The sequence below is a fragment of the Thioalkalivibrio sp. HL-Eb18 genome, from assembly GCF_000364985.1.
Classification (GTDB): domain Bacteria; phylum Pseudomonadota; class Gammaproteobacteria; order Ectothiorhodospirales; family Ectothiorhodospiraceae; genus Thioalkalivibrio.
The window spans coordinates 75,765-98,100 of record NZ_KB822964.1; the positions used below are offsets into that span (position 1 = coordinate 75,765).

The window sequence follows — 22,336 nt, forward strand, 5'->3', positions numbered from 1 at the left end:
GCGTCTGGGTGTCAGGCGCAGACGCGGGCCAGCAGACCGCTTGCGTCCGTCTCGGGGAGCGGGCGGTGGTAGAGGTAGCCCTGGCCAATCGGGCACCCGAGGGTTGCCAGGTGCCGTGCGTCGGCCTCGGTCTCTATGCCCTCGGCGACAGTGGTCAGGCCAAAACCGCGGCTGACCGACAGGATGGCGCGGGCCAGGGTGTCCATGCTCGGGTTTGCGGATACGCCATCAATCAGGCTGCGGTCGATCTTGATGGTCGTGGCCGGCAGGCGACGCAGGTACGCGAGCGATGAATAGCCGGTACCGAAGTCATCGATCGCGATCGATACCCCGAGGGCCCTGAGGGCTCGAAGTTCCTCCACTGTCGTGGCCACGTCGTGCATCACTGCGGTCTCGGTAATCTCGATCTCCAGTGCGTTGCCGTTCAGGCCGCTGGCCTTCAGCGCGCTTTGCACGGCATCCACCAGCGATCTGCCGGACCGGGTCAGGGCGGCGAATTGCTGGGTCGATACATTGACCGCGATCGGTGGGCAGTGGCCACTGGCCTCGCGCCAGCGGCGGGCGGCGGCCAGCGCCTCGTGCAGGGCCCATTCTCCCAGTTCGGCGATACGCCCAGTGTTTTCCGCCAGCGGGATGAATTCCCCCGGCGAGATAAGCCCAAGACGCGGATGCTCCCAGCGCATCAGGGCCTCGAAGCCGACCAGGCAGCCGCTGGCGAGCTCGATCTTGGGCTGATAGAGCAGGTGGAGCTGATCTTGCTCGCGGGCGACCGTCAGACCGTATTCCAGTTGATGGCGACGGCGTGCGTCCTGCTCCAGTACGGGGTCGAAGCTGAGCCACTCGCTCCCGCGGCGTTCGCCCTTGGCCAGAGTCAGTGAAACCCGGCGGATCAGTTCCTCGGCGTTGCGGCCATGGTCGGGGGCCCGGACGTGTCCGGCAGAGGCGCTGGGGGCGATCTCGTAGCGCCCCAGGCGCAGGTGCGCCAGCGAGGCATCCATGCAGTCCTGCAGGGTGCTGGTGGCGATGCTTTCGCGGCTGGCCACGGCGAGTAGCAATGTGGAACCGCCCCAGATGCCACACTGCACTCGCCCCGGGGTCTGGTCTTCCAGGGCCAGGCGCAGCCGTTGACCGATCTCGCGCAGCATCAGGTCGGCCGCGGCATAGCCCTCAAGGCGTTCCACTGCCTCATGGCCACGGACGTGCACCATGACCAGGTCCAGGGCGCTGCCGGTCTCGATGGCCTCGTCGATGAAACGCAGCAGTGAATGCCGGTTCGGCAGGCCGGTGGCCGGGTCGTGGTGGGCCAGGTGTTCGAGGTCTTGCTCGGTACGTTGCAAGGTGCGTGCACGGTCGGCCAGGCTGCGCGACAGGTCTTCGGCGCGGCCGTGAGCGGCGTTGTGCAGGGCCCGGACCCGCAGCAGATTGTCGATCCGCTGCACCACTTCGGTGGCGTTGAACGGCTTGGTAATGAAGTCTAGCGCTCCGGCGGCCAGGGCCTGTTCCCGGGTCTGGGGGTCGATTTGTGCGGTCAGTATGATGACTGGGAGCCAGTCGCCTTCGGCCAGGTCGCTGTTGAGTTGGCGCATTACCTCGTGGCCGTCGATGCCGGGCATGCGGATGTCCAGCAGCAGCAGGTCGAAGGATTCTTCGCGCCAGCGCTCCACCGCGCGTTCCCCGCTGGTTTCGGCGGCGACATCCCGGAACCCGGCCTCCTCGAGGATGGCCCCGAGCAGATCCACGTTCATTCGGTTGTCGTCCACGATCAGGATGTGGGCATCGCGGGGGCTGTCATCGGGTGTGATCATCGGCGTCCGTGCGATCCGCGGGAGGCTCGAGCAGGGGGTCGAGGGCCGCGAGGAACCGCGCAATATCCAAGGGCTTCGTGAAGTAAGTCACAAAATCTGGGTTTTGGTTCCCGTCATCGATGGCCTCACGCGTGGCGTCGGCGCTAAGGGCGATGATCGGGACCTCCCGAGTCTCCGGGCGCGCGCGCAGGAGGCGGGCGGCCGCGGTCCCGCTCATCCCGGGCAGATGGATGTCCATGATTACCAGATCCGGGGGGGTCTCCCGGGCGAGCCTCAGGCCCTCATCAGCGCTTCCCGCGGTCTGGAGTTCGATCCCGTCGCGAAGCGCCAGGATCTCTTGCATCAGGCTGACATTGGCTGGATTGTCCTCGACATACAGGACTCGCCGGCACCGGTTCGGTTGCGGTGCATCGTCGAGCGACCGGGTTGCGTGATCCTGGGTCGTTAGACGCTCGGCGGTACAGCTCATGGGCAGGGTGAAGAAGAAGTCCGTGCCTTCGCCTTCCCGGCTTTGGTATTCGAGTTCGCCCCCCATGTGCCGTACCAGCTCCCGAGAGATGACCAGCCCGATTCCTGATCCCTGGATGGCGCCGGTCTCGTGCCCGAGACGGCTGAAGGGTCGGAACAGCTCGGCGCGCCGGTCTTCGGGGATCCCCAGGCCGGTGTCCCGGACACGGAACTCCATACGGCCTTCGGGCATGGGGGTTACGCGGACGCGCACGATGCCCTTGTCGCGGTTGTACTTGATCGCATTGCTGACCAGGTTCAGCAGTACCTGCTTGAGTCGCGTGTGGTCAGCCTGTACGGCGGGCAGGGCGGGTTCCGGGGGTGGGAAATCCAGTTGGATGCCCCGTTCGCGGGCCTCGCCCTCGATCATGCCGTGGCACTCTGCGAGGGTCATGGCGGGATCCGTGGGTTCCAGTGACATCGCCATTCGCCCTGCTTCGATGCGGGACAGGTCCAGGATGTCGTTGATCAGGGCCAGCAGGTGTTGCCCGCTGCGCTCGATGTGCTCGACCTGGCGCTGCTGGCGCTCGGGCAGTGGATGGGTCCGGTCGGCCCGCATCAGCTGGGAAAACCCCAGGATGGAGTTCAGTGGGGTGCGCAGCTCGTGGGACATGCTCGAGAGAAACTCGGACTTGGCACGATTGGCCCGTTCGGCCTCCGCCAGTTCGCGGCGCTGGCTCTCGTGCAGGTCGGTGAGGTCGGTCACGATGCCGATGTAGTGGGGCTGCTCTTCGATTCGGACCTCGCTGACGGCGAGCTGCATCGGAAAGGTGGAACCATCGCGGCGCAGCCCTTCGACCTCGCGCCCGCTGCCGATCACCCGCGCCTGCCCCGTTTCGCGGTAGTGGCGAAGGTAGTCGTCGTGCTCGTGGGCCCAGCGTGCCGGCATCAGCATGGATACGTTGTGTCCGAGGACTTGCTCCGCAGGGTAATCGAACAGTCGTTCGGCCGCCGAATTGAACTGCTCGATATGGCCGGTGTGGTCGATCTGGATGATGCCGGCCGCGGCCGTTTCGAGTACGGCGGCGAGCCGCTGGCCCTGGGCATCCAATGCGCTGCGGCTGTGCCCCAGGTCGCGGCGTGCGAGGTATTCGCGGAACAGGGATGTGGCGATCTCGCCGAATTCACGCAGTGCGGTCACCTCCTGTTCATCCAGGCGGCGGGGCCGGGTATCGATGATGCACAGATTGCCGACCGCCAGGCCGGCTTCCGGTGTCAGGGGAATGCCGGCATAGAAGCGGACATCCGTCTCGCCGAGAACCAAGGGGTTGTCGGAAAATCTTGCGTCCTGTCGAGCATCCTCGACGACCAGGAGTTCGTTCGGCCGGGTCAGGCCATGGGCGCAGAAGGAGATGCTGCGCTCCGTACCGGCTCCGAGCGGACCCTGTGGCGCGATGAAGCACTGACATTTCTCGTCGACCAGCGTGACCGTGGCCATGGGAACGTCGAAGTGGCGTGCGACCAGTCGCGTCAGCGGGCTAAACAGGTCGTGGTCGCTGGGTTCCAGGGGCAGGCGGTGCACTGCCTCCAGACGGGCCTGCTCGTTGTCGGGCAAGGGTGCGGAGGGCATTGGCCGGGACCGTAGGAATGGCACGGCAGTATGCGGGAAGAATGGCGTTGGGGGGAGGGGCCCGGCAGGGTTGGGGGCTGGGAACCGCAGCGTCGGAATGTGGTCCTTAAAGCGGCGCGGTATCCCGCCAGTGGCGATGATATACCGCCTGCGCGCCTTGAATTCCGGCGCGTGGCAACCATTTAATACGCATCCACCGATTTTGACTGATGGGGTACAGGAAGGCTTCATGAAACGTATTGCGCTGTTTCTGGCGACGAACTTCGCCATCATCATCGTGCTCAGCATCACCCTGCGCCTGCTGGGTGTGGAGCGCATCCTCGACGAGGAGGGGGTCAACCTCGATCTCAATGCGCTGCTGATCTTTGCCGCGGTATTCGGCTTTGGCGGATCCTTCATCTCGCTGGCCATCTCCAAGTGGATGGCGAAGAAGACGATGAAGGTCCACGTGATCGACAAGCCGCGCAATGCCACCGAACAGTGGCTGCTGGAGACGGTGCAACGCCAGGCCCGTGAGTCCGGGATCGGCATGCCGGAGGTGGGCATCTATGACTCGCCGGACCCGAACGCTTTTGCCACCGGCATGAGCAAGAACAATGCGCTGGTCGCGGTCAGCACGGGGCTGATGCAGAACATGAGCCAGGGCGAAGTCGAGGCCGTGCTGGGTCACGAGGTCGGGCATGTGGCCAATGGCGACATGGTCACGCTGGCGCTGATCCAGGGGGTGGTGAACACCTTTGTGATCTTCCTGGCGCGCGTGGCCGGGCACTTTGTCGACCGCGTGGTGTTCAAGAACGAGTCCGGTCATGGCCCGGCGTTCTGGATCACCACCATCGTGACCGAGATCATCCTGGCGATCCTGGCCTCGATCATCGTCATGTGGTTCTCGCGTCAGCGCGAGTTCCGTGCCGACGAGGCGGGTGCGAAGCTCGCCGGTCGCGAAAAGATGATCGGCGCACTGGAGTCGCTGGCGCGCGCTTCGGGGCGCCCGGTGGACATGCCCGATCAGATGGCGGCCTTCGGCATTCGCGGGGGCATGGCCCAGGGGCTGAAGAAGCTGTTCATGAGCCATCCGCCGATCGAGCAGCGCATCGCGTCGCTGCGAGCGAACAGCTGATTCGCTCTATTGAACAGTGTTTCCCTGGCATCCGGCAGGAACGCGGAAGGCCGCCGACAGGGCGGCCTTCTTCGTTGGGGGCTGGTTACTCGCAGGATGCGTTGAGCGCCGCTAAACGCATCAATAATAACGTCCGCGGCCCGGCTGACCACCCGCGGCCAAGGCCGCATCACCCACAAACGGGTTGCTGCGGCGCTCTTCCCCGAAGGTTGATTCCGGGCCGTGTCCGGGCACAAAGCGTACATCGTCGCCCAGTGGCCAGAGGCGCCGGGTGATGGACTCGATTAGTTGCAGCCCGTTGCCGCGCGGGAAGTCGCTGCGGCCGATGGCGCCATGGAACAGGACATCGGCCACCAGGGCGAGGCGACTCTCGCGGTCGAAGAACGCGACATGCCCCGGGGTATGTCCCGGGCAGTGCAGCACCTCGAGCGTGACCTTGCCCAGCGGCAGTTGTTCGCCATCTTGCAGCCAACGATCCGGAACCAGTGCGGGCAGCTCGGGAAACCCGAACATCTGGCACTGCATCGGCAGCTGATCCAGCCAGAAGGCATCCTCAACCTGAGGGCCCAGGATCGGGATATCGCAGCGGCGCGCCATCTCGGCGGCGGCCCCGACATGATCGAGGTGGCCATGGGTCAGCAGGATGCAGTCCAGCCGGACATCCTGCTGTCGTGCGATCGCGATCAGCGTGTCGGGCTCGGCCCCGGGGTCTACCCAGGCGGCCACGCGGGTCTGGTCGCACCAGATCAGGGTGGCGTTCTGCGCGAGTGCGGTAACGGGGTGGCTCAGGTGCTGGAGCATGGGGGTGTGCAGATCCGTGACGAGAACGCGGATTGTGCCCGTTTTTGATTCGTGACGAGAGTCCGGGAATAGAACACGCGCGCCTGCGTCTTAAAGGGTGTGCAGGTCTTCAGAAAAAGCGGTCAAGCGGAGCAGCCCGAGAGTACGACCCCCTGCGTACAAGGCTGCTTGACAAGAAGATCGTTATATTAGAAGATTTGCATACGCTGATTGCTGTCCCCCCTGGCAGCGTCAGCAGACTCCTCCATCCTCCTTTGGTGGTTTTCTTGGCGCGGGCTTCGACCCGCGCTTTTTTTTGCCCGGAATTCGCATTCCGTCAGTGTTTCCCTAACATGGCAACGATGCCCCGGCTCCCGAACACCTGATGCCCACACGTCTGAACAGTCTGCGCAATGCGGTGTTGCTGTTTGTCCTGCTGCCCCTGTTGCTGGTGGTCGGTGGCACGGTGACGCTCGGGCTGCAGGAATTCCAGACGCAAATGGAAAACCGCATGCAGGCCGATATCGAGCTGGTCGCGCGTTCCATTCGACTGCCCGTCGCCACTGCGATGATCGATCAGGACGTGACCACGGTGCAGCAGTCGCTGGATTCGTTGTTCCAGATCGACCAGGTGTTCGGCGTCTACGTCTACGATGCCCAGGGCGACATGGTCGCCACCAGCGGGCCGCCCAGCCCCACCATTCGCCACCCGGGCGAGGCCCAGGCGATCAGCGAGACGGGCAGCCTTGGTGCCTTCGACGAGCATCAGGGGCGCGAAGTGTTCTCGTTCTTCCTGCCGCTGTCGGATTCCGCCGGGCGCATCGTCGGCCTGCTGCAGGTCACGCGTGACGTCTCGCCGTTTCGGGCCTATGTCTCGCAGCTGCGCTGGCAGGGGGGGCTGGTGATGCTGGCGGTCAGCGTGCTGTTCCTGCTGGTGGTCCTGATCGGTCACCACCGCGCCGTTGGCCGCCATGTCGCGCGTCTGATCGGTGCCATGAGGGATATCGGCGACGGCCAGCGGGGGCTGCGGGCCCCGGAGAAGGGTCCCTGGGAGCTGCGCCGCCTGGCGATCACGATGAACGGAATGCTCGAGCGCCGCGAGGCCTCCGAAGCGGCATTGCAGGCGCAGCGTGAGGAACAGGCGCGGCTCGAGGAAAAGCTGCGCCATTCGGAAAAGCTGGCGGCCATTGGCCAGCTGGCAGCCGGGGTCGCGCATGAGCTGGGGACACCCCTGGGCATTATCGCCGGCCGGGCCCAGCGCGCGTCGCGGCGGTTGCCCGCGGACGACCCCGCGCACAAGGAGATGAAGGAACTGCAGGCGGAACTCGAGCGTGTGGAGACTATCGTCCGCCAGCTCCTGGATTTCGCGCGGCGCAATCCGTTGCAGCAGCGCCCGCTGGAGTTGCAGGGCCTGGTCCGCGAGATCGTGGCACGCGTACAGGAACGTGGCAAAGGGCGCGATCAGGTGCGCTTTGATCTGGACGGTGGGGCGTTGACCGTGGCGGCGGACCGACTGCGTCTGGGGCAGGCGCTGGAGAACCTGATCGACAATGCCGCGCAGGCCGCGGCCGAATGTGTGCAGGTGAGCTGGCGCTGTCAGGGCGACACGCTCGAGTGTGTGATCGCGGACGATGGTCCGCGCGCGGGGCGCGGGATCTCCGACGAGCAGGCCGAGCGCCTGTTCGAGCCCTTCTTTACGACCAAGCCGACGGGGGAGGGGACCGGCCTGGGACTGGCGGTCGCACAGGTGGCGCTGGAGGACCATGGTGGGCAGGTGAGGCTGGATCGTGACGATCCGCAGCTCACGCGTTTTGTGGTCACGCTACCGCTCGCGTCCGGCGCCTGTCGCGACAGACAGCCGGAACCGTCCGCGGCGGAGCCGGTCCAGGACGGGCAGGCAACAGGTGGAGGAGCGGCATGAGCATGTCCCCGAGTGACGGGCTGAACGATCGCGTACTGGTGGTCGAAGACGATCGGGGCCATCGCGAACTCCTGGCCGAGGAGCTGGCCGAGGTGGGTTACGCGGTCACTGCGGTGGAGACGGCCGAGGAGGCCGAGCAGGTACTGCGCCAGCAAACGGTTTCCCTGGTGGTCAGCGACCTGCGTCTGCCCGGTGCCGATGGCTTCCATGTGCTGGAGGTGGCGCGCGACACGGTGCCGGTGCCCGGGTTCATCATGCTCACGGGCTTCGGCACGATCGATCAGGCCGTGACGGCGTTGAAGGCGGGTGCGGACGACTTCTTGACCAAGCCCGTCGATCTGGAACACCTGCGTCTGGCGGCCGAGCGAGTGGCCGAGGCCCGTCGGCTGCGTGCGGAGGTACGCCAGTATCGTGAGGCCCTTGCGGGCGACGAGAGCTTTCATGGCATGCAGGGCAAGAGCCCGGCGATGCTCAAGCTGCACGATCTGATCCGGCGTATCGCCGCTGCCGACGGCAGCGTACTCATCACAGGAGAATCGGGCACGGGCAAGGAGCTGGTTGCCCGTGCCCTGCATGCGGAGAGTGCCCGCGCGGAAGGCCCATTCATCGCACTGAACTGTGCGGGCATCCCGGAGACCTTGCTGGAGTCGGAGCTGCTGGGGCATGTCGCCGGGGCGTTCAGCGGCGCGAAGGGCGCGCGCCGCGGCCTGTTTACCGAGGCCGATGGCGGCACGCTGTTCCTCGACGAGATCGCCGAGATGCCGGTGGCCATGCAGAGCAAGCTGCTGCGGTTGCTGCAGGACGGGCGTGTCCGACCGGTCGGTTCCAACGAGGAGATCGAGACGGACGTGCGCATCGTGGCCGCCACCCATCAGGACCTGCAGGAACGTATCCGCCACGAGCAGTTCCGCGAGGACCTCTATTATCGTCTGGAGACCTTCCGTATCGAGATCCCGCCCCTGCGCGATCGCGGTGACGACATCGAGCGCCTGGCGCAGCAGTTCCTGCGCGAGCAGGCGCTGGCGCGCGGGCTGCCCGTGCGCGAACTCAGCCCGGAGGCCATGCGTGCCCTGCTGCGCTACGGCTTCCCCGGGAACGTCCGCGAACTGGCCAGCCTGATGGAACGCGCGGCGACTCTTGCATCCGGTGAGGTGATCGAGCTACGCGACCTGCCCGAGCGTGTGCGCCAGTCCGGGACCGCCGGCGGCTCGGGTGTATCGCCCGGGAATGTCGCTGGAACCGACCTGCCGATACCCGGCACCGGTGATGACAGCCATTGGCCCAGCCTCGCCGAGGTCGAGCAGGCCTATCTGCATCGGGTCCTGGAGCATGTCGAGGGCAACAAGCAGCGCGCCGCGCGCATTCTGGGGATCGGGCGCAAGACGCTTTATCGCAAGCTGGGCGAGAGCGAGTCGGATTCCTGAGAGCCTTTGCTCGGCGCCTCTCCACGGTTTACGGCCGGCTGTATCGTGAGCCCTTTTACCTCGCCCAACCCTGGATGGGCCGTACTGACCCGGGTCGCCCTGACCCATGTGTCGTTTTGACCCGCATCTCCCTGTGACCCAGGCCCACCTGCAGGCCCTTTGGGTATTATTAACACATTGATTATTCGATTTTTGTTCTTTGTTGGTCGTTTTTGGCACGGCTTCTGCTACTTCCTTGGGTGCAGTCAACCGAAAGCCAATCGAGCCGTTCCGTTGACTGTGCTGAAACCTCAAATGAAGGAGAGAAGCACAATGTCGACTTTCCGCAAATCCGCTCTTGCAATCGCGATGAGTTCCCTCTTTGCCCTCGGCGGTCTGAGCGCCGCGCAAGCCATGGGCGAAGGTGCCGAGGCGCCGGATGAAGAAGAGGCGCAGGAAGAACAGGGTGGTATGCCGCCCCAGATGATGGTCCAGGCGGGTGAGCCTGCCGCGCCGCCGGCCGATGATGACGACGAGGATCGGGACGGTGGTGGTATGCCTCCGCAAATGGCTCAGGCCGGTGAACCGGCTGCTCCGCCCGCGGATGACGACGAAGACGAGGGCAACGGCGGTATGCCTCCGCAGATGACTCAGGCTGGTGAGCCTGCTGCCCCGCCCGCGGACGATGATGATGACGACCGCGAAGGCGGTATGCCGCAGATGGCCCAGGCGGGCGGCGCTGAAGCCCCGGCTGGCGATGATGACGACGACGAAGACGACGCCCCGGATTGGTAAGGGGCTAACGGGCAAGCCGGGCAGTGTTCGTCTGCCCGGCCCCCATCTCTGAGGCAGGAGCCTCGAGATTTTTTCACCCAGAGGAAGAGGTAGACACGATGAGCTTTCGCAAGACCGCACTCGCATTCGCTTTGACTTCCATGTTCGCGATCGGTGGCGTGGCGACCGCGCAGACCGGCGATATGGGTGGTGCCCAGGGTGGCGCCGAGGGTGCCCCGCCGCAGGGTGGTGCCGAAGGTGCGCCTCCGCAGGGTGGTCAGCCGCCGCAAGGTGGTGCCCAGGGTGGCCAGCCGCCTGAAGGTGGTGCTCCGCCGGAAGGTGGTGCTGCTGGTGCTCCGCCCGCTCAGCAGGCCCCTGAGGTTGATCTGAGCGAAGAAGATATCGACACCTTCGTGGGTGCCTTTGTGGCAGTCCAGGAAGTGCGCGAAGACTTCGCCAACCGCCTGCAGGAGGCCGAGGACGAAACCGAAGCCCAGTCCATGCAGCAGGAAGCCCAGGACGAAATGGTCAGCGCTGTTGAAGACGCCGGCATGACCGTCGAGGAATACAACGAAGTGGCCATGGCCCTGCAGAACGATCCCGAACTGATGCAGGAAGTCCAGGAGCGCGCCGAAGCGGAGATGTAATCCATTCCCGCTCCGGACCCCGGGCCTCGTGCCCGGGTCCAGAAAGGGCCGGCCTTCGTGCCGGCCTTTTTATTGTTTTCTGTTACGGGATGTTTCCGGAAAGGAGCCATGCTCGCTCCTGAAAGGACATCTCATGGGTGCGAACTCACACGGGTTCTCTCGGGACGTGCAGATTAATCAGTGTGTCCCTTGAACCGCGCGCCGGGAAGCGCTATTCTTGCGCGCTTTCTGAATCGCCCCGACATCGGAGCATCAAGACATGAGCACCATCAGCGCCAAGCCGGCTGAAGTCGAACGCGACTGGTTCCTGGTCGACGCCGCGGACAAGACCCTCGGCCGCCTCGCCACGGAAATCGCGCGTCGCCTGCGCGGGAAGCACAAGCCCGTCTACACGCCGCACGTGGACACTGGCGATTACATCGTCGTGATCAACGCGGAGAAGATTCGCGTGTCCGGCAACAAGGCCAGCGACAAAAAGTACTTCCGCCATACCGGCTACCCGGGTGGGATCAAGGAAGCCAATTTCAACCAGATGATTGACCGTCATCCGGAGAAGGTGCTCGAGCTCGCCGTGAAGGGCATGCTGCCGCGCAACCCGCTGGGCCGCGCCATGTTCAAGAAGCTCAAGGTGTACTCCGGTACCGAGCATCGCCACACCGCGCAGCAGCCGCAGCCGCTCGACATCTGACGGCTAAACAGCAAGGGAAATCGATCCGTATGGCTACCAATCAATACTACGGCACCGGCCGTCGCAAGACCTCCTCGGCCCGCGTGTTCCTGCGCCCGGGTACGGGCAACATTACGGTCAACGACAAGCCGCTGGACGAGTTCTTCGGCCGCCAGACCTCGCGCATGGTCGTGCGTCAGCCGCTGGAGGCCACCGAGTCCACCGAGAACTTCGACGTGATTGCGACCGTGGAAGGCGGCGGCGGCAACGGACAGGCCGGTGCCATTCGTCTGGGCATTGCCCGCGCGCTGGTGCAGTACAACGAAGACATGCGTTCGCCGCTGCGTCGTGGTGGCCACCTGACCCGCGATGCCCGCGAGGTCGAGCGAAAGAAGGTCGGCCTGCGCAAGGCCCGCCGCGCGACCCAGTACTCGAAGCGCTAAACGGCGCTCGAGTGCCGGCGCGTACGGCACCCGGTTTACTGGGGGATCGTCTAGCGGTAGGACTACGGACTCTGACTCCGTCAACCCAGGTTCGAATCCTGGTCCCCCAGCCATCCATAGAAAAGGGCCCCCTCGTGGGGCCCTTTTCTATGGATATTTGAGCGAGCCCAGGGTTCGAACCTGGAAGGTTCGGCGAAGCGCAGTGGAGCACTGCACGCGCAGCGCGCGTGCAGCCCCGAAGGGGTGAGGCGGCGCAGCCGCCGAATCATCCTGGTCCCCCAGCTATGGCTGCGTGCCCCTCGAAGGCCCTTGCGGGGAGGGCATCGCGATACGGCTATCAATGCCGCTGCGCTCCCTTCCCTCGTCCCAAAGTCGCTACACTCCTTCTGTCGACGCCTCGCCACCCGCATCCGCGGGAATTCTTGCGGCCCCTCTGCGTCGAACCCTTCAGGAATGGCGCAAACGTCGACTCGATATGCGTCAAACAAGACCAAAAAACAGGAGAGGAGAGAGTCCATGTCGGTACCTGACAACCCCTACGAGCCGGTCAGCGTCGATACCACTGCCCACGAGGTCGAGGGCGCGGATACCTGGTACATGATCGGGATATCCGGAATCCCGGACCCGGACAACGAGGGGCACACCTCGAACGCGGGGTTCGTGGTGACGGACGAGGGTGTGGTGGTCTACGACGCGCTGGGGACGCCTCCGCTTGGGTTCGAGATGATCCGGCGGATCAAGGAGGTTACGGACCAGCCGATCAAGTACGTGATCGCCGGGCATTATCACGCGGACCACATCTATGGCCTGCAAGCGTTCGCCGATCACACGGACGCGAAGATCATCGGCCAGTCGCGCGCGAAGGACTATCTTGACAGCCCCGGGGCCGCCGCACGGCTCGAACAGCGCCGGGGCGTGCTGACACCCTGGGTCGACGAAGACACCCAGATCATCCCGCCGGACGAGTTCTTTGATGACGAGTACGTGATCGAGCTGGGCGGCAAGACGTTTCGTTGCGTACACGCCGGCCCGGCCCATTCACCGGATGACATCATCATGGTGGTTGAAGAGACGGGGGTGGTCTTTGCCGGCGACATCGTGTTCGACGGCCGCATCCCGTTCATGGGTGATGACGCACTGGACTCGGAAAACTGGGTCAATCGTCTGGAAGAGCTGATGGAGATGGACCTGAAGTTCCTGGTCCCAGGGCATGGCGACGCCACCGACGAGGCCGCACGCGCAGTGAAGTTTACCCGTGACTATATCGCCTATCTGCGTGAACACATGGGCGCGGCAGTCGAGAATATGGATTCCTTCGACGAGGCCTATGCGGCAATGGACTGGTCCGACTACGAAGACCTGCCGGCCTTTGAGGAGACCAACCGCAGTAACGCCAACGCCGTTTATCTGGAGATGGAAGAAAAACTCTTCTGATCTCGACCACTCGCGGTATGCCGGGCCGTAGCGCCCGGCAAAGGAGTCTCCGCATGACGCTGCATATTGACCCCGGCCTGCTGACGGCCATCCTCTCGCTGGGTGCCGGCATCCTGATCCTGATCTGGCCCCGGCTGCTGAACTACATCGTGGCGATCTACCTGATCGTGATTGGTGCGGTGGGGCTGCTGGCCTACCTGTAACGCCGGGACGCCAGAAGCCGAGCACCGACCTGCGCGGCGAACGGCAGGTACTTTGGTGCCCAAAAGCATGGACGAAGAGTGCGACTTCGTGCGCCTCCCGCACGGAGCCGTTACTCTTTGCGCTCATTCTGATCGGGGGGCCAAGCCTCAATGACCGCCGAACGCGTTCGAGAAATACCCTATAACTACACTTCATTCTCCGACCGCGAAATTGTCATCCGCTTCCTGGGTTCCGATACCTGGGACCTCCTCAACGAACTGCGTGGGGAACGCCAGACGGGTGTGTCCGCGCGCATGCTGTTCGAGGTGCTTGGCGACATGTGGGTGGTCGCCCGCAACCCGTATATCCAGGACGACCTGCTGGACGACAAGAAGCGCCGCAAATCGCTGATCGATGCGATGCAGCATCGCCTGGACCAGATCCGCAAGCGTGCCGACGGCAACGAGAAGGCGCTGACGCTGGCGCGCCGTGCCCAGGCCGCGGTGACCGCATTTGCCGACGAGTTCCAGCAGACGCTGGAGCTGCGCGAGCGTGTGCGCAAGCGTCTGAAGGGCCTGACACACAAGGACAACATCCAGTTCGGGGGCCTGGCCCGTGTCTCCCACGTCACCGACGCCACCGACTGGCGCGTCGAGCTGCCGTTCGTCGTGCTGACGCCGGACTCCGAGGAAGAGATGGGGCCGCTGGTCGCCGCCTGTATCGAACTGGGCCTGACCGTGATCCCGCGTGGTGGTGGTACCGGCTATACCGGCAGTGCCGTGCCGCTGTCCAAGCGTTCCGCGGTCATCAATACCGAAAAGCTCGAAGGGATCGGCCCGGTCGAGCGTCGCCCGCTCCCGGGTGTTGATCAGGACGTGGCCGTCGTGCGTGTCGAGGCCGGCGTGGTGACCAAGCGCGTCTCCGAGCTGGCCGCCGAGAACGGGCTGGTGTTCGCGGTGGATCCCACCTCGCAGGATGCCTCCACCATCGGCGGCAACGTCGCGATGAACGCCGGGGGCAAGAAGGCCGTGCTCTGGGGAACCGCGCTGGACAACCTGGCCTCCTGGACGATGGTCACCCCAGAGGCCGACTGGATGCGGGTCGAGCGCCTGGACCACAACCTCGGCAAGATCCATGACGCGGAGATAGTGCGGTTTCGCATCACTCGCTATGGCCCCGACGGTCGTACCCCCAGGGGCGAACCCGAGACGCTGGAAATGCCCGGTGCGCGCTTCCGCAAGGTCGGCCTGGGTAAAGATGTGACCGACAAGACCCTGATGGGCGTTCCGGGTATCCAGAAGGAGGGCTGTGACGGGCTGATTACCTCGGCCGAGTTCATCCTGCACCGGATGCCGGACAACATCCGCACGGTTTGCCTGGAGTTCTACGGGACCGATCTGCACCAGGCCGTCCCGGCGATCGTCGAGATCAAGGACGCGGTGGATGCCGAGGACGGCGTCCTGCTGGCGGGGCTGGAGCACCTGGACGAGCGCTACGTGCGCGCGGTCAAGTACACCCCCAAGGGTGCCCGCGGCGAGCAGCCGAAAATGGTGCTGATCGCCGACATCGTCTCCGACAACGAGGATGCCCTGGGCAAGCTCGCCGCCAAGATGGTGCGTGCCGCCAATGCCCGCAACGGCGAGGGCTTCATCGCCGTGAGCCCGGAGGCACGCAAGCGTTTCTGGGCCGATCGTGCGCGCACTGCGGCGATCGCGCACCACACCAACGCGTTCAAGATCAACGAGGACGTGGTGATCCCGCTGGAGCGACTTGCCGAGTACACCGAGGGGGTCGAGACCCTGAACGTGCGCGAGTCACTGAAGAACAAACTGGCGATGGTCGACGAGGTGCTGGAGTGCATGCGCGGCGACCACCCCGAACTGCGCGAACTGCTGGAGGATACCGGCGGCGAAGGGCAGCAGTGGTTCGAGGCCAAGCGCGAACGCGCGGTGGAGAAGCTCGATGCGGTGCAGAAGCGCTGGAAGGCGATCGCGGACAACTTCTTCACGCTGGCCTCCGAGTGCGACGAGCTGCTGGACGAACCAGCCCGCGCCGATCGCCGTGACCACGACAAGCTGATCAACCTCTTGCTGCGGCGCAGCCTGCGCATCTCCTATCGCGCGGAGGTGGAGCGTCCGCTGTTCGAGATTTTCGACGGTCATCAGATGGAGTCGGTGCGCAAGCGCCTGGCCGCAATCCACGACCGTGTGCTGACGAGTCGGCTGTTCATCGCCCTGCACATGCACGCGGGTGACGGCAATGTGCACACCAACATCCCTGTCAACTCCAACGACTACCAGATGATGCACCAGGCCGAACGCCTGGTGGATGACGTGATGCGTCTGGCCCGTGAGCTGAACGGAGTGATCTCCGGCGAACACGGGATCGGGCTGACCAAGATGCAGTATCTGGAGCCCGAGCGCATCGAGTCGTTCGCAAAGTACAAGCAGCAGGTCGACCCCAATGGCGTGTTCAACGCCGGCAAGCTGCTCGAGGGCTCCGGGCTGTCCAACGCCTACACGCCGTCCTTGCGTCTGGTGAAGCAGGAGGCGCTGATCCTGGAGCAGAGCGAGCTGGGCGATCTCAACGACGAGATCAAGGACTGCCTGCGCTGCGGCAAGTGCAAGCCGGAGTGCAATACGCACGTTCCGCGGGCCAATCTGCTGTACTCGCCACGCAACAAGATCCTGGCGACCGGGCTGATCGTCGAGGCGTTTCTATACGAGGAGCAGACCCGCCGAGGTCTGTCGCTGCACCACTTCGACGAGATGAATGATGTGGCCGACCACTGCACGATCTGCCACAAGTGCCTGAATCCGTGCCCGGTTGACATCGACTTCGGCGACGTGACCATGCACATGCGCTCGATCCTGAAGAAGAAGGGCAAGCGCAAGGCCACGCCGGCAACGATGATGTCCATGGCGTTCTTGAACACCAAGGACCCGTCCAGGATCAAGGGCATCCGCAAGGGTGCGATCCAGTTGGGGTATGCCGCCCAGCGGCTCGGCCATTACACCTTCAAGAAGCTCAACCTGCTGGGCGAGGGCAAGCGCCCGCGCTCGACCACTGGCAAGGCGCCGATGCACGAGCAGGTCGTGCACTTCGTGAAGAAGCCGATGCCCGCGGGTCTGCCGAGCCAGACCACGCGGCAGATGCTGGGGCTAGAGGATTCGCGCTACGTGCCGATCCTGCGCGACCCGGTCAAGACCGATCTCGACTCGGACGCGGTGTTCTACTTCCCCGGATGCGGCTCCGAACGCCTGTTCAGTCAGGTCGGCCTGGCCACGCTGGCCATGCTCTACGACGTTGGCGCGCAGACGGTTCTGCCGCCCGGCTACCTGTGCTGTGGCTACCCGCAGAACTCCAACGGCGACTTCGACAAGGGCTCGCAGATCACCACCGAGAATCGGGTGCTGTTCCATCGCGTGGCGACCACGCTGAACTACCTGGACATCAAGACCGTGGTGGTCTCCTGCGGCACCTGCATGGATCAGCTGCTCAAGTACGAATTCGAGCGCATTTTCCCGGGCTGCCGACTGCTCGATATCCACGAATACCTGATGGAGAAGGGCGTGAAGCTCGAGGGGCTCAAGGGCGTACAGTACATGTACCACGACCCCTGCCACTCGCCGATGAAGTCGCACAAGCCGACCGACGTGGCGGGAAAGCTGCTGGGCCAGGAAGTGCTCCAGTCCAACCGCTGCTGTGGTGAGGCCGGCACCTTTGCGGTCAGCCGTCCGGATATTGCCACCCAGGTGCGCTTCCGGAAGCAGGAAGAGCTGCACAAGGGGATCCGTCAGCTCACCGGCGAGGACAAGGCCGAAAACGGCAACGTCAAGCTGTTGACCTCCTGCCCGGCCTGTCAGCAGGGCCTGTCGCGCTACCGCGAGGACACCGGCCTGGATACCGACTACATCGTGGTCGAGATGGCCAATCGCCTGATGGGCGACGGCTGGCAGAAGGACTTCATCGACCGGGCGCGCGAGGGCGGCATCGAGAAGGTCCTCCTGTAGGGGGGCGACGGCGCGGCGCCAGGATGGGCGGCAAGGCCCGCGCCTGGAAAGCCGCGTATGGTTGGCTACAATCGGGCAACCGGGTACCCTGCCAGAACGTGCATCGCGGGATGTGCGTTCCGGGTCGGGACCCGGAGGGCTAAAGGGCGATTCGTGGGCCGCAGTTCGCGGACGCCCATCGTCAACCAAGGGAGTTCGCATGATCGTTCGTTTCGCTCGCCCCCGAGTGGCCCTGGTGGCCCTGTGCCTGAGTCTGGCCGGAGCCCCCATCGTGGCCTCGGCCCAGCAACCTTTTGTGGAATTCCCTGGCCGCCCGCTCTATGAACGCTTTGGCGTCGAGGCGGTAGATCTGTTCGATCTGCGCGGCCAGTTGTCGGGCTCCACCGTGGTCGACGTTCGCCCCCGGCTCGAATACGACATCCTGCATATCGAGGGCGCTCATCACGTCGATCTCGACAGCGAAGACTTCGATCAGCAGATCCTGGCGCTGGAAGAGGAACACGGCAGCCCGCTGGTGTTCTACTGCAACGGTCGGCAGAGCTATGCCGGCTACCGTGCGGCTGCCCGGGCCAACGAGCTTGGCGTGGCTGCGGCACAAGCTTACGATGCCGGCATGCAGGACTGGGTCGAACGCTACCCAGGGCTGGCTCGTTTCCGTGGCGAGCCCGCCAACGAGGTCGAGGACGAGTTGATCAGCGAGGACGCCTTCGAGGCGCGCGTGCTCGCGGCCGAAGCGTTCTCCCGGCGGGCCCGCCAGGACGACGATGTCATTGTGGTGGATATTCGCAGTCGTGGTGAACGGGACGAGATCTCGCTGTTCGGTGGCCGCGAGGTCGGGGCGCCTCTGTCGGATATCAGTGCCCTGGATCGCATCGTGGATCAGGCCCGACGCAACGAGCAGACCCTGTTGATCTTCGACCAGTATGGCCAGCAGGTCCGCTGGTTGCAGTATCACCTGGAAGAACTCGGAGTGGATGACTACTACTTCCTGGAGGGGGGGCTGCAGCGGTTCTATGACGAGGTCATGGCACGCTGATCCAGGGCGCGCATTGTAGTTCGCATAAAAAAGGGGCCGGAATCGATGATTCCGGCCCCTTTTTGCTGGAACGATATCAGCGCCGAAAGATTGCGAGAACGATCGAGATCACCACGCTGATGATGATCATCGTGGTGATCGGAAAATAAAAGCGGGCGTTCTCGCGTTCGATCACGATGTCGCCCGGCAGGCGACCCCAGGGCATCTTGCCCAGCCAGGGCCACAGCAGGCCGATCACGACGATCAGCCCGCCGATCACGATCAACCACTTACCGGTTTCGCTCATCGGTGGGAGCGCTTACTTGGCGGTCATCTCCTCGACGCCTGCGGGCGAGCCCACGAGCATCACGTCCGCCGGGCGGCGGGCGAACAGGCCGTTGGTGACGACGCCGGCGATATGGTCCAGCTCCGACTCCAGCTCCACCGGATTCATGATACGCAGGTTGTGAACGTCGAGGATTACATTGCCGTTGTCGGTCTTGAAGCCCTCGCGCAGCTCCGGGTTTCCGCCCAGCTTCGACAGGGCACGGGCCACATGGCTGCGCGCCATCGGGATCACCTCGACCGGCAGCGGGAAGGCCCCCAGGTAATCCACGACCTTGGTCTCGTCCACGACGCAGACGAAGGTCTTGGACGCCGCCGCGACGATCTTTTCGCGGGTTAGCGCACCGCCCCCGCCCTTGGTCAGGTGCAGGTGCCGGGTGGCCTCGTCAGCCCCGTCGACATAGATCGGAAGGGGGCCGGCGGAGTTCAGGTCCAGGACCTCGATCCCGTGCCCGCGCAGGCGTTCCGCGCTGGCCTCGCTGGAGGCCACTGCACCGTCGATCTTGCCCTTGATCCGGGCCAGGGCATCGATAAAGTAGTTCGCGGTCGAGCCGGTGCCGACACCCACGATCCAGCCGCTTTCGATGCGTTCGAGCGCGGCCTCGGCGACCGCCTTCTTCATTTCGTCCTGAGTCATTACGCTGTCTCGTCTGTCCTGTCCATAACCCAACGAGGATACCGACTGGCGCGCAACCGAGACAAGCATGATTCGCGCCGTGCTATCGTTCCGGCCATGACAGTCCCCTACCTTGAGAAAATCCTCACGGCACGCGTCTACGACGTCGCGCGCGAGACGCCGCTGGAGGTCATGCCGACGCTCTCGCAGCGACTGGGTTCCAGCATCTGGCTCAAGCGCGAGGATTTGCAGCCGGTGTTTTCGTTCAAGCTGCGCGGGGCCTACAACAAGATCGCCCAGCTCACGCCGGAACAGCGCAAGAAAGGTGTGATCGCCGCCTCCGCCGGCAACCATGCCCAGGGCGTGGCGCTGGGGGCCAGCCACCTGGGCATCAAGGCCGTGATCGTGATGCCGGTGACCACACCGTCGATCAAGATCGATGCCGTGCGCCGTTTTGGCGGCAAGGCGGTGCTGCATGGCGATTCTTTCGACGAGGCGGCCGCGCATGCGCGGACCCTGCAGGAGAAGCACGGTTATACGTTCATCCACCCGTTCGATGATCCGGACGTGATCGCCGGGCAGGGCACCGTGGCGATGGAGCTGCTGCGTCAGCACTCCGCGCCGCTGGATGCGGTCTTTGTCTGCATCGGTGGCGGCGGCCTGGCCGCGGGCATGGCCGCCTACATCAAGCGACTGCGCCCGGAGATCAAGGTGATCGGGGTCGAGCCGGACGATGCCCCGTCCATGTACAAGGCGCTGCAACAGAATCGTCGCGTCACGCTGAAGCAGGTCGGGATCTTTGCCGACGGTGCCGCCGTGCGCCAGGTGGGCAAGGAGACCTTTCGTCTGGTGCGCGAGCTGGTCGACGAGGTCCTGCTGGTGGACACCGATTCAATTTGCGCGGCGATCAAGGACATTTTTGATGATACCCGTGTGCTGGCGGAGCCCGCGGGTGCGCTGGCCGTGGCCGGGATGAAGCAGTACATCGCCCGCGAGGGGATCACGGGGGGGGATTTTGCCGCCGTGCTGAGCGGGGCCAACATCAATTTCGACCGGCTGCGTCACGTCGCCGAGCGCGCCGAGATTGGTGAACACCGCGAGGCCCTGTTTGCGGTCACCATTCCCGAACGCCCGGGCAGTTTTCGCCAGTTTTGCCAGGCCATCGGAAAACGCGGCATCACCGAGTTCAACTACCGCTACGCCGATGATGAACGCGCCCATGTGTTTGCCGGCATCAAGCTGGAAGGGGGCGATGCCGAGCGCGAGGCGATTCGCGAGACACTGGAGGCACAGGGCTACGAGGTCATGGACATGACCGAAAACGAGGTGGCCAAGCTGCACCTGCGCCACATGGTTGGGGGCCATGGCGGCGAGGTCCGCAATGAACGCCTGTACCGCTTCGAGTTCCCCGAGCGCCCGGGGGCCCTGCTGAACTTTCTGACCCACATGGGCCAGACCTGGAACATCAGCCTGTTCCACTACCGCAACCACGGGGCCGCCTACGGCCGCGTGCTGGTGGGGATGCAGATCCCGGCCGAGGATCGCGCGCGCTTCCGCGAATTCTTGAAGGAAGTCGGCTACCCGTGGCACGAGGAGACGGGCAACCCGGCCTACTCGCTGTTCTTGCGCTGATCGCGTTTCGGCTTAGGCGGCTATTGGGGGCACATCCTTGTGCCGCCCGTGTCCGCTAAAGCCCGAAGATCTCCGACTTCAGGTTCCACTTCGAGGCGAGGGTCTCCGTTGCATTGAGGAATTCCTCGGCGCGGGTTGGGTGGTTCCACTGGCCGCGGGCAATCCAGGACAGCGCGGTATCGCGATCGGGGGCCAGCGACAGGATGTGGATCAACTCGCCGGCGTCGGCGCCGATCACCTCGCCGCCCAGCAGGGCCCCGGTGTCCATGTCGCCGATCAGGCGCACGAAGCCCTCCGGCTCGTCCTGGCCCAGTGCACGCGGGGAGGTCTCGAAGGCGGCGAAGCCGACCGCCGGTTCCAGTTCCTCGTCCTCGGCGTCGTCTTCGTCCATGCCAAGGCGCGCCATCTCCACCGCGGAGTAGATCGCGATCGGCACGAAGCGTTCGTCCTGCTCGCGGGTATTGCCGTTCTGGATGTTCTCCACCGCGATGGTCGCGTCGGCCAGCGCGTGGTTCGCGGTCTGCCATTCGCTCGCGACATCGCCGATGGCATAGATGTTGTCGACATCGGTCTGCAGGGTGGGGCGGCGCTTCACGAAGCCGCGGGCGTCGGTCTTCACCCCGATTTCGTCGAGGTTCAGGCCCTCGGTATGCGGGGTGCGTCCGGTGCCGAGCAGGACCCAGTCAACCTCGAAGGTGTTGCCCTCGCTGTCGGTGATGACCACGCCAGCCTCGGAGGTCTCGACCTTGTCATATCCCTTGACCCGCACAGGCTCGATGCCGTCCGCGGCCAACTGTTTCTTCAGCGTGCCCAGCGCCTGCGGGCTGAACTTCTGGGTGGACAGGGGCTTGGAGCGCGACAGCCAGGTCACCTTCTTGCCGAGATGGTGGAAGATCCAGGCGAACTCGGTGGCGACCACGCCGGAACCGATGATCGCGACGCGCTCGCCCGCCGGTGGCTTGTCGTCGAACAGCATGTCGGTGGTCAGTACGCGACTGGGCTCGACCGCGAACGGGGCCGGCACGGTGGCGGTGGCGCCAGTAGCAATGATGGTGTGGCGGGCCTGGACGGTCTCGTTGCCATCCTCCGTCGCGACCTCGAGGGTCTCGGCATCGCGGAAGCGGGCAGTCCCGTGGCGGTACTGGATCTTCAGGTGCTTCATGTAGCCGAGGTAGGAGTCGCGCACGGTGGTCACGACCTCCTTCTGATGGTCCCAGGCGCGGGCCATGTCGGCCTTGAGGCGGCCGCTGATGCCGCGGCCCTCGAAGTGGCGTTGCGCGGCGACGGTGCGTGCGGTGTGGTACCAGTCCTTCTTCGGCACGCAGCCGCGGTTCAGGCAGCAGCCGCCCCAGTCGCCCTTTTCGACGATGACGACGTTGAGCCCGCGCAGGGCGCCCAGAACGGCGGCACGATAGCCCCCGGGGCCACTTCCGATGATGGCCAGGTCAAAGGTCTCGCTCATGG

At 64.7% G+C, this 22,336-nt stretch carries 18 protein-coding genes and 1 tRNA gene; 13 read left to right on the plus strand and 6 right to left on the minus strand.

Annotation, left to right across the window (positions count from 1 at the left end; translation table 11 throughout):
• Positions 1-11: 11 nt before the first annotated feature.
• Entirely contained in the window at positions 12-1,805 is a 1,794-nt protein-coding gene (locus F813_RS0105245; RefSeq protein WP_017925831.1) for a bifunctional diguanylate cyclase/phosphodiesterase, read from the minus strand.
• A complete protein-coding gene (locus F813_RS0105250; protein WP_017925832.1) occupies positions 1,789-3,882 on the minus strand; it encodes an ATP-binding protein in 2,094 nt (697 codons plus the stop codon). The genes F813_RS0105245 and F813_RS0105250 overlap by 17 nt, the downstream gene beginning before the upstream one ends.
• A gap of 229 nt (positions 3,883-4,111) precedes the next feature.
• On the opposite strand from F813_RS0105250, the gene htpX reads away from it, so the two are divergent.
• Positions 4,112-4,999, plus strand: a complete 888-nt coding sequence (gene htpX, locus F813_RS0105255; protein ID WP_012981948.1) for a protease HtpX — start codon at positions 4,112-4,114, stop codon at positions 4,997-4,999.
• Between the two features lie 120 nt (positions 5,000-5,119).
• Here htpX and F813_RS0105260 read toward each other — a convergent pair whose 3' ends face one another.
• A complete protein-coding gene (locus F813_RS0105260) occupies positions 5,120-5,800 on the minus strand; it encodes an MBL fold metallo-hydrolase (RefSeq protein ID WP_017925833.1) in 681 nt (226 codons plus the stop codon).
• Between the two features lie 364 nt (positions 5,801-6,164).
• Here F813_RS0105260 and F813_RS0105265 point away from each other — a divergent pair, with 364 nt between their 5' ends.
• From F813_RS0105265 to F813_RS0105315, 11 genes are all read left to right on the plus strand, one after another.
• Positions 6,165-7,700, plus strand: coding sequence for an ATP-binding protein (locus tag F813_RS0105265; RefSeq protein WP_017925834.1), 1,536 nt, complete (start codon positions 6,165-6,167; stop codon positions 7,698-7,700).
• A complete protein-coding gene (locus F813_RS0105270; RefSeq protein ID WP_017925835.1) occupies positions 7,697-9,124 on the plus strand; it encodes a sigma-54 dependent transcriptional regulator in 1,428 nt (475 codons plus the stop codon). Before F813_RS0105265 ends, F813_RS0105270 begins: the two co-directional genes overlap by 4 nt.
• A gap of 312 nt (positions 9,125-9,436) precedes the next feature.
• Positions 9,437-9,898, plus strand: coding sequence for a hypothetical protein (locus F813_RS0105275; protein WP_017925836.1), 462 nt, complete (start codon positions 9,437-9,439; stop codon positions 9,896-9,898).
• 98 nt (positions 9,899-9,996) lie between these two features.
• Positions 9,997-10,524, plus strand: coding sequence for a DUF4168 domain-containing protein (locus F813_RS0105280; RefSeq protein ID WP_017925837.1), 528 nt, complete (start codon positions 9,997-9,999; stop codon positions 10,522-10,524).
• 259 nt (positions 10,525-10,783) lie between these two features.
• Positions 10,784-11,212 (plus strand): 50S ribosomal protein L13, encoded by a 429-nt coding sequence (rplM, locus tag F813_RS0105285; protein WP_012981954.1) that lies wholly within the window; start codon positions 10,784-10,786, stop codon positions 11,210-11,212.
• Between the two features lie 29 nt (positions 11,213-11,241).
• Entirely contained in the window at positions 11,242-11,634 is a 393-nt protein-coding gene (rpsI, locus tag F813_RS0105290; RefSeq protein WP_012981955.1) for a 30S ribosomal protein S9, read from the plus strand.
• Between the two features lie 39 nt (positions 11,635-11,673).
• Positions 11,674-11,747: transfer RNA gene (locus F813_RS0105295), tRNA-Gln, on the plus strand.
• Between the two features lie 403 nt (positions 11,748-12,150).
• Entirely contained in the window at positions 12,151-13,068 is a 918-nt protein-coding gene (locus F813_RS0105300; protein ID WP_017925838.1) for an MBL fold metallo-hydrolase, read from the plus strand.
• 53 nt (positions 13,069-13,121) lie between these two features.
• Positions 13,122-13,271 (plus strand): DUF3096 domain-containing protein, encoded by a 150-nt coding sequence (locus tag F813_RS13975; RefSeq protein ID WP_012981957.1) that lies wholly within the window; start codon positions 13,122-13,124, stop codon positions 13,269-13,271.
• A 150-nt stretch (positions 13,272-13,421) separates the two neighbouring features.
• A complete protein-coding gene (locus F813_RS0105310; RefSeq protein ID WP_017925839.1) occupies positions 13,422-17,264 on the plus strand; it encodes a DUF3683 domain-containing protein in 3,843 nt (1,280 codons plus the stop codon).
• 199 nt (positions 17,265-17,463) lie between these two features.
• The gene (locus F813_RS0105315; protein ID WP_017925840.1) at positions 17,464-18,300 is read left to right on the plus strand and encodes a rhodanese-like domain-containing protein; all 837 of its coding nucleotides are present in this window, start codon (positions 17,464-17,466) and stop codon (positions 18,298-18,300) included.
• Positions 18,301-18,376: 76 nt separating this feature from the next.
• Here F813_RS0105315 and F813_RS0105320 read toward each other — a convergent pair whose 3' ends face one another.
• Both F813_RS0105320 and rpiA read right to left on the minus strand, forming a co-directional pair.
• Positions 18,377-18,586: a DUF2905 domain-containing protein gene (locus F813_RS0105320; protein ID WP_017925841.1), complete on the minus strand. Its 210-nt coding sequence runs from the start codon at positions 18,584-18,586 to the stop codon at positions 18,377-18,379.
• Between the two features lie 12 nt (positions 18,587-18,598).
• Positions 18,599-19,261: a ribose-5-phosphate isomerase RpiA gene (gene rpiA / locus F813_RS0105325; RefSeq protein ID WP_012981961.1), complete on the minus strand. Its 663-nt coding sequence runs from the start codon at positions 19,259-19,261 to the stop codon at positions 18,599-18,601.
• Positions 19,262-19,357: 96 nt separating this feature from the next.
• Here rpiA and ilvA point away from each other — a divergent pair, with 96 nt between their 5' ends.
• Positions 19,358-20,872: a threonine ammonia-lyase, biosynthetic gene (gene ilvA, locus F813_RS0105330; protein ID WP_012981962.1), complete on the plus strand. Its 1,515-nt coding sequence runs from the start codon at positions 19,358-19,360 to the stop codon at positions 20,870-20,872.
• A 55-nt stretch (positions 20,873-20,927) separates the two neighbouring features.
• Here ilvA and F813_RS0105335 read toward each other — a convergent pair whose 3' ends face one another.
• The gene (locus F813_RS0105335) at positions 20,928-22,334 is read right to left on the minus strand and encodes an NAD(P)/FAD-dependent oxidoreductase (RefSeq protein WP_017925842.1); all 1,407 of its coding nucleotides are present in this window, start codon (positions 22,332-22,334) and stop codon (positions 20,928-20,930) included.
• Positions 22,335-22,336: the final 2 nt, after the last annotated feature.

Coding starts and splice junctions, on each gene's coding strand:
- F813_RS0105250 (WP_017925832.1), bottom strand. CDS start 3,882: ATGCCCTCCGCACCCTTGCCCGACAACGAGCAGGCCCGTCTGGAGGCA.
- F813_RS0105265 (WP_017925834.1), top strand. CDS start 6,165: ATGCCCACACGTCTGAACAGTCTGCGCAATGCGGTGTTGCTGTTTGTC.
- ilvA (WP_012981962.1), top strand. CDS start 19,358: ATGACAGTCCCCTACCTTGAGAAAATCCTCACGGCACGCGTCTACGAC.
- rpsI (WP_012981955.1), top strand. CDS start 11,242: ATGGCTACCAATCAATACTACGGCACCGGCCGTCGCAAGACCTCCTCG.
- F813_RS0105275 (WP_017925836.1), top strand. CDS start 9,437: ATGTCGACTTTCCGCAAATCCGCTCTTGCAATCGCGATGAGTTCCCTC.
- F813_RS13975 (WP_012981957.1), top strand. CDS start 13,122: ATGACGCTGCATATTGACCCCGGCCTGCTGACGGCCATCCTCTCGCTG.
- F813_RS0105320 (WP_017925841.1), bottom strand. CDS start 18,586: ATGAGCGAAACCGGTAAGTGGTTGATCGTGATCGGCGGGCTGATCGTC.
- F813_RS0105310 (WP_017925839.1), top strand. CDS start 13,422: ATGACCGCCGAACGCGTTCGAGAAATACCCTATAACTACACTTCATTC.
- F813_RS0105280 (WP_017925837.1), top strand. CDS start 9,997: ATGAGCTTTCGCAAGACCGCACTCGCATTCGCTTTGACTTCCATGTTC.
- F813_RS0105270 (WP_017925835.1), top strand. CDS start 7,697: ATGAGCATGTCCCCGAGTGACGGGCTGAACGATCGCGTACTGGTGGTC.
- F813_RS0105335 (WP_017925842.1), bottom strand. CDS start 22,334: ATGAGCGAGACCTTTGACCTGGCCATCATCGGAAGTGGCCCCGGGGGC.
- F813_RS0105245 (WP_017925831.1), bottom strand. CDS start 1,805: ATGATCACACCCGATGACAGCCCCCGCGATGCCCACATCCTGATCGTG.
- rpiA (WP_012981961.1), bottom strand. CDS start 19,261: ATGACTCAGGACGAAATGAAGAAGGCGGTCGCCGAGGCCGCGCTCGAA.
- htpX (WP_012981948.1), top strand. CDS start 4,112: ATGAAACGTATTGCGCTGTTTCTGGCGACGAACTTCGCCATCATCATC.
- F813_RS0105300 (WP_017925838.1), top strand. CDS start 12,151: ATGTCGGTACCTGACAACCCCTACGAGCCGGTCAGCGTCGATACCACT.
- F813_RS0105260 (WP_017925833.1), bottom strand. CDS start 5,800: ATGCTCCAGCACCTGAGCCACCCCGTTACCGCACTCGCGCAGAACGCC.
- F813_RS0105315 (WP_017925840.1), top strand. CDS start 17,464: ATGATCGTTCGTTTCGCTCGCCCCCGAGTGGCCCTGGTGGCCCTGTGC.
- rplM (WP_012981954.1), top strand. CDS start 10,784: ATGAGCACCATCAGCGCCAAGCCGGCTGAAGTCGAACGCGACTGGTTC.